The sequence below is a fragment of the Psychromonas arctica DSM 14288 genome (genome assembly GCF_000482725.1).
GTDB classification, from domain to species: Bacteria; Pseudomonadota; Gammaproteobacteria; order Enterobacterales; family Psychromonadaceae; genus Psychromonas; species Psychromonas arctica.
Map to the genome: position 1 here is coordinate 77,066 of NZ_KI519485.1, position 8,110 is coordinate 85,175.

Genomic DNA, 8,110 nt, shown 5'->3' on the forward strand with positions numbered 1-8,110 from the left:
CGCAGAAAAAACCTAAGCAAAAATAAATTTGATATGCATGTCGTCCCGTCCGGGTTTGCTAAAGTGGGCAGCTGGTCTCGACACGACCAATATCTCCATCATATCAACCGCATCAAAAAGATCAATTGTTAGTATTGTCTGAGTAGAACCCTCAAAACCTTCAAGAATTCGGCATCTAGCTGACCACTGAACCTGCCAATCTCAAGGCATCCTTCACTTCTCAATTCAAACAACGAGGAGTGACTATGGAACCTGTGAGTATTCCGTCCTATATCGATGACCCGCCGCACTTCCTGCTTTGGAGTGCCGATGAGATGGCTCCCATTCTGTTGGGGCTAGTGATCGGCATTTTTACCGGTAATGCCTTGGTTTTATGCCTGTTGGGGTTGGTGACAACCAAACTCTATCGGCGTTTTCGTGATGGTCGCCCAGATGGTTTTATTCTTCACGCCATCTACTGGGCCGGACTGTTGCCAACCAAAGCCAAGACGATCCCTAACCCATTTATCAGGAGCTATCTGCCGTGAAGTTCGACGTGTTTTTAAAATCATGGCAAGGCACGCAATTAGAAAACCGATGGCAACGGTTCCTGATTGCAGTGCTGGTGCTATCTAATTTGCTGCTTGCGGTAGCAGCATTTTCTCGCAATACCGTGGTAGCCATTCAACCGCCAACCTTGTCTGAAACGGCTGAAGTGTCACGAAACCAGGCTACTCAGCCTTACTTGGAATCCTGGGGGCTCTACCTAGCTGAGCTTATGGGCAACGTGACGCCGGGCAATGTGTCTTTTATCCGGGTTGCTATCGAGCCGCTACTTTCACCTGCGGTGTACCAGCAAGTGGTCGATGCACTGGAGATTCAGGCAAGACAGATCCGTGAAGACCGAGTCACGCTCAAATTCCAACCCAGACAAGTGGAGTATGAGTATGAAACCGGCCATGTCTTTGTGACCGGTTATTCCTTGGTCTCTGGACCATCTGGAGATGAACAGCGTCAAACTCGCACCTATGAGTTTGACATCGACATTGAGCAATACCGTCCAAAGCTCAATTGGATGGATACGTATGAGGGGCAAGCTAGAACGAAGCGCGTTCGTGAAAAGTTGACCCAAGAGCAAAACCGGAGGGTGAATGATGCGAACCAAAATTAGTCGATGGCTGACTCCAAGCTTAATCGCAATCAGCTTGAGTGGCGTCCTGTTATCTCAAGCGTCGTATGCAGACGTGGAATTGCCGATTGTGCCAGCCAGTGTGATGAAGCAGTCTGCTACTGCAAATCCACCGACTCAAACCAATACGGCTTCAACGGATGTGCCAACAACGCTAATGATGACACCGGGAGTTAATGAACTGATCCCTGTAGCTCTTGGTCATCTGAATCGGATTGTGACGCCGTTTGAATCGCCTCAGGTGAGAACAACCAGTGATGCTCAGACGCAAATCAAGGGGAATGTTGTATATGTAGCCACTGACAAAGAATCACCGGTTTCACTTTACATCACTCCGCCTGGTCAGGAAGCGCCCGCATTATCTGTCACCTTAGTACCTCGTCGTATTCCACCGCGTGAAATTACCTTAGCTATTGATGGTCAGCAGTGGCCTATTAAGGGCGTCGTGAACCGAAAAGCCGCCACTTGGGAAACGGCTCAGCCATACGTCGATAGCTTACGTGATTTACTCAGACGCCTTGCACTAAATGAGTTACCACAAGGCTATGACATCCGTTTAGCTGGCCAAACTGACACAAGCCCGAAATGTTTTCAGCCAGGTTTAAAGTTTGGTTTTAAGCAGGGGCAAATTGTGACGGGACATTACTTCACCGTCTATGTAGGACTGGTTGAAAGCTTTGCCGATGAGCCGATAGAAGCCAGTGAAATAGCCTGTCATACACCAGATATAGTGGCAAGCGCCTACTGGCCTCGCAATATCTTGTTGCCGGGTGAAAAGACTGAGTTGTATGTGGTAGTTCGCAATCATCGTGAAGAAGCGTTGGAAAGTCAGCGACCTCCGCTTCTTGTGGGAGGTGAATAACGATGAAAGCACAATGGGAACAAATGAGCCCGAATATGAAGCGGGGCCTATTGGTTGCCGGTATTGCTGGTGGTCTCATCCTGATGGTGATGGTGTTTTCACCTAATCCTGACGATGGCTCAAGCAGTCGGAACCGACAGGAAACGATCCGGCACATTCTTACGGATACCAATACTCGTGATGTTGGGGTCGATAGTTTGGCTGCGAACGTAAAACTACTCAGTGAGCGCAATGAACAGTTACGTCGTGAAGTTGAGCGCTTGCGTCGTGACGTCGATTCAGGACGGCTAAGCCCAGGTTCGCCTTCTATACCCAGTGAGGTCAATGCGGAGTTGGCTCGGCTTAGAGCGGAACTTGATGATGTTCGCGCTGGGGGAGATTCAGTAGTTGAAGGCACAAATAGCCGTTTTGAAGTGCCTTTATCTGCCATGGAATTGCCTAATGAAGAAAGGCCACTGCCGTCTAACCCAGACGACTATTTTGCCAATGCGCCGCTGCCTGATCCGCTCTATCAGCAGCCAGCCAATGGCCAAGGTACACGAGCTCGGGATGTTCCATTGCCGCCAATCACGATTCGTATGATTGAACCTGAAGTGGTTGCTGAACCAGAGGTTGTTGTGCAAGAAGCGCCGCCTTTGTACCTACCGGCGGGCAGCATCATCTCAGGTACTTTGATCACGGGTTTGGATGCCCCTACTCACGAGTCCGCAAGACGCGAACCTTTTCCTGCATTACTGAGGATTCAAAAGGAAGCCATTTTACCCAACCGATTCAGAGCGGATATCAAAGAGTGTTTCTTGATCGCCGCAGGTTACGGTGATTTGAGCTCTGAGCGTGCCTATTTGCGAGGCGAGACCATTTCATGTGTGAGAGAAGATGGTGGCGTCATTGAAACACGACTGGATTCTTATGCCGTGGGTGAAGACGGTAAAGCCGGTATTCGTGGCCGATTAGTGTCGAAACAAGGCCAGCTGGTGGCCAAATCGATGATGGCCGGATTCCTTCAGGGCTTGGCAGGCGCATTTGATGTGAATCCTGTACCAACGATTCAGACGGGTAATGCCGGTGATACTCAGCTGTACCAACAAGTCATGAGCCAAGAAGCATTACAAGGCGCTGCGATTAAAGGCACCGGTAAAGCATTGGATAGAGTGGCCAAGTTCTATTTGGACATGGCTGAAAATATGTTCCCAGTCATAGAAGTAGACGCTGCGAGGAAAATTGAAGTCATAGTCACTCGTGGTGCCTCGTTGTCGTTGGCCACTTCGCAAGGGGGAGGTGCAAGAAGATGAAAAAATCCTGCATGTTGCTAACCGATCGAAGTCCGTTTCAGACAATAAGATGTGTATCCAGAGGAGAGTTAACCATGACGACATCAATGCAGAACAACCCAAAGCACCAGTCAAAACAGTGCTCTAAAGCTGGATTACTTTTATTGGCAGTCGGCTCAACCTTATTGTCTGGCTGTAGTTCATTGGGTCTTGGGAGTAGTGAATATGGATGCCCAGGTATGCCTGACGGTGTGCGCTGTTTATCCGCTCGTGAAGTCTATGAGCTTACAAGTAATGGGGCTGCACCCAAGACGATTGATGCTGTGGCGACTCGAATTGGTTCTCCCTCTGGGTATTCACAATCTGATTTAGAGACAGGACTGCTGAGCCATCCAGCATTACCTGAGACGCAGCAATCTGCACCTCTTCGCATTCCTTCAAGGGTGATGCGGATTTGGATTGCGCCTTGGGAGGATGATCGTGGAGATCTGAATTTATCCAGCTACGTGTTTACCGAAATTGAACCGCGCCGGTGGGATATTGGGGTGTCAGCACCTCGAACGGTTTCGCCTGTGCTACGTCCACTTCAGACTCAGAGCGATTCAACCACAGCGGGAGCTGATGGTAAGCGCGATAACTTGAGTATCTACGGAGAAACTAACGAATGACAAATGCAGTTCGCACCATTCAAACTCAGCGCCTAATGACCATTGGTGCGCTTGGTTTGATGGCGTTAATGATTTCGGAGCCCTCATTTGCGGGCACCGGTGGTGATGCTTTCACTGATGTGTGGGATACCCTAAAAGATTGGACCCAAGGTACTTTGGGACGGATCGTAGCGGGAGCCATGGTTCTGGTGGGTATTGTGGGCGGTATCGCTCGCCAAAGCTTGATGGCTTTTGCCTTGGGCATTGGTGGCGGTATGGGTCTCTACAATACGCCAACAGTCGTTGAAAGTGTTATGTCTGCAACTTTACCTGTTGTTGCCAGCACTCAAGAAGTCATTGGCACAACAGTTCCAGCAATCAGCGCCGTCTTACTGGGCACCTGAATGTGAACCACAGTAAGCAGTTCACTTAAGGTAATCAAACTAGGTCTACACAACATCGGGTTGTTGGTGATGTTGTGTAGACCTTTTCATTTCAGCGACGCCACATTAACGAACTTGGTTTACAGTGTTTGGTATATTAATACCTAAAGTGTTAAAATTCCTATCTTAATAAACTATATGGTTTATACTGTTCGTGATATTCATACTTTGGGTGTTAAAATGTCATCTAAAATAAACTGGCTTGTTGCTCATACTTCTCCTGGTGCGCTAGTACTTCAGCAATGGCTGACTGAAAACGGCGTGAGCTACTCGTTGGCTCAAAAGTACGCGCAGAACGGTTGGCTGAAGAAGCTTAGTTCTGGTGTGTACTATCGTCCAAATGCGCAGGGCGATATAAAGCCAACTTGGGTTGATGCCATTCAAGCATTGGATGTGCAATTGGGCGTTTCAGTTCATTTGGCTGGATTGAGCAGCTTAACTCACCAGGGACTGAGTCACTATTTACAGCTGAACAAAGAGCAAGTTTGGATTTGCGTTAAAAACAAGTCGTCCTTACCGAAATGGTTTCGTGAATTCCCTTATCAGAATTGGTTTTACTGTGGAAACCATAAGCTTGAAGTGAATCCCGAGAAAGATTTGAAAAGGATCACGGTCAAAGAGAAAGAACTCACTGTCAGCTGTGCAGAACTTGCTGCCTATGAAGTGGTAGACGCGATTGGAAAGCTGATTTCATTTGAGCATGTCGCAGAATTATTTCAGGGTTTAGTCAATCTTAGCCCTAGAAAAGTACAAGATATTCTTGAACGAAGCAGCTCTGTTCAGGCAAACCGAATATTTCTATTTCTGGGTCGATACTACGATCACCAGTGGGTCAATCGCGTAGATGAAACAAGAATTAAATTGGGCGCAGGAAAGCGGCAGGTTGTCGAAAAAGGACGTTTTGATGAGCGATATCAAATCACAGTGCCAGAGATATTAAGCGTCAAAAAAGGTGAACAACATAATGGATAAAGATAGCCCATATTACAAACAGGTTTCCTTGCTCATAAGAATGCTTCCTGTGGTAGCAACAGGGGGTTCTAGGGATTTTCCCCTCTAAAAAGACATAATCCTCTGTAGACCACACCAATAAATGGCTGCGGAGGTGGTTTACTTTCAGCTTGGAGCCTAATCATCCACTATCGGCCTTGTTATTTCGCCAATATTGGGCAATTTCCCAGTATTAGTGAAGTTATACGTTCCGCTTAAGTTGATATTTTGCCACGCAACGGGCGAAACAGCACGAGTGATACCCGCTTTCTCTTCATCTCCTCTCGCTTCAAAGTGTCCCAGCAGATGACTCAGTATCGCGGAGTTGAAGTAGATGATCGCGTTGGCAAGCAATCTTGCACATTCATTCCAGATAGCGATTTCACTCTCGTTTTTGCCTCGGAACTGATCGCCATTCACCGACGCAATAGCCCGTCTCAGGAAGTGCCACGCTTCTCCCCGGTTAAGGGCACGCTGAACGTACTGCCGCAAACTGGCATTGTCTATGTAATCCAGTAAATATTGCGCTTTGACCAGTCGATTATACTCCGTCAGCGCCTGTAATGTCGGGTGCCCCGAAGGATAACCAGACAACTTTCTTACCAGCATTGCCTGTGTCGTTCGCTTTGTCTGAAGTGACAGAACAATGCGCCTAATATCCTGCCATCCCGTTTCGATGACATTCGTCCTGATGGGCTTTTTCAGGGCAAGGTTGGTGCCGCCGTGTTCATTTTCAGTTACGTCAAACAGATCATTGATGACACTACTGAACTGCGCGTATCGCGGTGCAAAACTGTAACCGCATAGATCCAGTAAGGCGAAGTTAACATGATTGACACCGTGTGTATCTGTCGAGAGTACGTCAGGTTTGATTTCACTGCTGTTGGATTGTAACAGGTCATAAATATAGTGTGATTCGTGCTCGTTGGAACCGATGATCCGAGCATTGAGGGCGCTGTGGTTGGCCACCAGTGTCATGGCCGTGATCCCTTTGTTGGTGCCGAAATACTTAGAGGAGTACCGGGTTTTAAAGGTTTCCAGATGGGTTTCGAATTTCTGACCATCCGCACTGGCATGCAGCTGGTCCTCCTGAATATGGTAGTGGCGGAAGATGGGTAGCGCTGCAACCGCATTATTGATCACGTCGCTGGCGTCATGCAGCGTTTCAGGCCGGATATAGTTGGCCTGCACCGTACTCAGGTGTTCATAGCTTCGATCGGAGATCTGCGCCATGCCATACACACCACGGTGAGTGGCGTTGGCAATCAGAATGGCCAGTAAATCATCCTGATGAGTGAACCCTTGTTTTTGTATCGGAAGTACATGAGTCAGACATTTCATGAACCCGGTTTCGCGCTCTACATACCGCAGTACATCCGCGATACCGACCGGTTGCATTCGCTTAAAAAAGGGATTGTTGACCAGAGATGTAGCGCTTTTGGTCGGCAGACGCCAGCGGGTACCGGTACGATTTTTCATGATCACATTTCGATTGTCTCCCTCATCAATATGGAGAGCAACGTCTTTGAGTGCACTTTCCAGCCGGTGTTGTTTCTCCTGTAACAATAACTCTGCGGGCTGTTTTAGTCTGTCCAGTGTTGATGAGGCCAGCAAGGTATCCTGCGATGTCTGGGGGATCAGGTCGTCTTCCAGTGCGCGGTATTTGGTAACATTTGGCAAATAAATGCGTCCATTCAGTCGTGAGGTTAACTGCCGGTAGAGCAGCCATTCGTAACGTTGCGGGTTAACGTTATCCTGTTTAACCAACCATGGGAGGTGCTTTTTCGGGATGAGCGACGTATCCATCGTCTTCAGTGGTCCACCGAATGCGATTTCCGTCTGCATCTGTTGAAGTTGGGCGACGACGGCTTCTGAGCCTTTACCGGCCTCACATTCAAGGCACAAGAACACCTGCCTTAACAGTTGCTCCAGGAGATTGCATTGTTCATCGTAATGTTGCCACTGGTACTCTTCCACGGTCCGTTTCTGTTTTTTCAGGTAAAGGCAGAGGGTCTGGATATCCCTGTCATTCATGACCTTCAATGCCTGTTGTCTGACTACTGAGAAGGGTTGATTATCATCAATGTTCTCATCCACAAACAGATGCAGTAACTCTGCCGCTTTCGTGACATTGTCCGCGGCTGACTGCCAGGACAGGAACACTGCTTGTTGTGCAAAGGTGTTGGCAGCTTCTTGTTGCTTGCGGATATGGTAAATGAACCCATCAGTTAACCGTTCCAGTGCCAGTTGTATCCGCTCTGTCAGGTGACATAGCAACCATAGATGCTGCTGTGCGCGTTTGAATCGTTTGAGTTTACTACCGTAATAGTTGATGAGCTCACCGAAGTGTTGTCGATTTTTAAGAGACAGATTAAGCCCATCGATAACGCCATTGATTTGCGTGCGCCATGGCGCTAACTGATGATAAAGGGCAAGCTCTTTTTTAAGTTCAGGTACGGTCAGACTTTTTGCACCGCCTCTGAGCTGGTTCAGGCTTAGTCCGTCATCAATGGCTGTTATGCTGTCCAGAAAGACGTGAAGTTCAGGACTGGTGAGTTGATTAAGTTGGTGCGCCAGGTCTTTTCTGACCTGCTGCATCGCTCTGCTTATCAGTCTCTGGAGTACGGTGTACCTAGGGATAGCAATGCTGTGACTGGTTAGGAATTCAATAGCAGTATCAAAGAGGTAACGCGGCTCCAGCCAGGCATTGCCCACCTGAACAAGGTGGT

At 48.3% G+C, this 8,110-nt stretch carries 8 protein-coding genes; 7 read left to right on the forward strand and 1 reads right to left on the reverse strand.

Annotated features, from left to right (window positions below; genetic code table 11):
• The first annotated feature begins 245 nt into the window (after positions 1-245).
• The 7 genes from traL (at position 246) to H592_RS0119465 (ending at position 5,363) form a co-directional block, all read left to right on the forward strand.
• Positions 246-527: a type IV conjugative transfer system protein TraL gene (gene traL, locus H592_RS0119435; protein ID WP_000433891.1), complete on the forward strand. Its 282-nt coding sequence runs from the start codon at positions 246-248 to the stop codon at positions 525-527.
• On the forward strand, positions 524-1,150 hold the full coding sequence (locus H592_RS0119440) for a TraE/TraK family type IV conjugative transfer system protein (RefSeq protein WP_028870242.1): 627 nt from the start codon (positions 524-526) through the stop codon (positions 1,148-1,150). The genes traL and H592_RS0119440 overlap by 4 nt, the downstream gene beginning before the upstream one ends.
• A complete protein-coding gene (locus H592_RS0119445; RefSeq protein WP_037072289.1) occupies positions 1,134-2,030 on the forward strand; it encodes a TraK domain-containing protein in 897 nt (298 codons plus the stop codon). Before H592_RS0119440 ends, H592_RS0119445 begins: the two co-directional genes overlap by 17 nt.
• Positions 2,031-2,092: 62 nt before the next feature.
• On the forward strand, positions 2,093-3,322 hold the full coding sequence (locus H592_RS0119450) for a TraB/VirB10 family protein (protein WP_245600457.1): 1,230 nt from the start codon (positions 2,093-2,095) through the stop codon (positions 3,320-3,322).
• A 74-nt stretch (positions 3,323-3,396) separates the two neighbouring features.
• The gene (gene traV / locus H592_RS0119455) at positions 3,397-3,969 is read left to right on the forward strand and encodes a type IV conjugative transfer system lipoprotein TraV (protein WP_156916161.1); all 573 of its coding nucleotides are present in this window, start codon (positions 3,397-3,399) and stop codon (positions 3,967-3,969) included.
• A 68-nt stretch (positions 3,970-4,037) separates the two neighbouring features.
• Positions 4,038-4,352, forward strand: a complete 315-nt coding sequence (traA, locus tag H592_RS0119460; protein ID WP_425414404.1) for a TraA family conjugative transfer protein — start codon at positions 4,038-4,040, stop codon at positions 4,350-4,352.
• A 219-nt stretch (positions 4,353-4,571) separates the two neighbouring features.
• Positions 4,572-5,363: a type IV toxin-antitoxin system AbiEi family antitoxin gene (locus tag H592_RS0119465; RefSeq protein ID WP_028870246.1), complete on the forward strand. Its 792-nt coding sequence runs from the start codon at positions 4,572-4,574 to the stop codon at positions 5,361-5,363.
• A 156-nt stretch (positions 5,364-5,519) separates the two neighbouring features.
• On the opposite strand, the gene H592_RS22895 is transcribed toward H592_RS0119465, so the two are convergent.
• Positions 5,520-8,110, reverse strand: a 2,591-nt coding sequence (locus H592_RS22895; protein ID WP_037071046.1) for a Tn3-like element ISShfr9 family transposase, incomplete at its 5' end; no start/stop codon positions are given.

Coding starts and splice junctions, on each gene's coding strand:
- H592_RS0119445 (WP_037072289.1), top strand. CDS start 1,134: ATGCGAACCAAAATTAGTCGATGGCTGACTCCAAGCTTAATCGCAATC.
- traL (WP_000433891.1), top strand. CDS start 246: ATGGAACCTGTGAGTATTCCGTCCTATATCGATGACCCGCCGCACTTC.
- traV (WP_156916161.1), top strand. CDS start 3,397: ATGACGACATCAATGCAGAACAACCCAAAGCACCAGTCAAAACAGTGC.
- traA (WP_425414404.1), top strand. CDS start 4,038: ATGATTTCGGAGCCCTCATTTGCGGGCACCGGTGGTGATGCTTTCACT.
- H592_RS0119465 (WP_028870246.1), top strand. CDS start 4,572: ATGTCATCTAAAATAAACTGGCTTGTTGCTCATACTTCTCCTGGTGCG.